We start from the raw sequence: 288 nt of genomic DNA, 5'->3' as shown, positions 1-288 counted from the left end.
TTCCTATCTCAAGCGCTATTCCTATGACACGCTGAAGATCGACCGCTCGTTTATTCGTGATGTGACCAGCATGGGAGATGCCAGTGCCATTGTTCAGGCCATCGTTTCGCTGGGGCAGGATCTCAAGATGAACATCGTTGCAGAAGGCGTGGAGAACGCCGAGCAGGTGCAGCTGCTGCGCAAGATGGATTGCCCTGAAGCGCAAGGCTACTGGTTTTCGCGACACTTGACCAGGGAAAAGGCTCATCAGGTCCTGAGCCAGCCTCTGAAGCTGAATTAGTACCGTGA

Annotated in this window: 1 protein-coding gene; it reads left to right on the top strand. The window is 53.8% G+C overall.

The window, feature by feature from the left end; all coding sequences use genetic code 11:
- On the top strand, positions 1-280 hold a 280-nt coding region (locus ACOCD2_RS24070; RefSeq protein WP_419626292.1), incomplete at its 5' end, for an EAL domain-containing protein.
- Between the last annotated feature and the right edge of the window lie 8 nt (positions 281-288).

It is taken from the genome of Thiolapillus sp. (genome assembly GCF_048562965.1).
GTDB lineage: Bacteria > Pseudomonadota > Gammaproteobacteria > Chromatiales > Chromatiaceae > Thiolapillus > Thiolapillus brandeum_A.
This window is presented reverse-complemented; position numbering and strand designations above follow the sequence as displayed.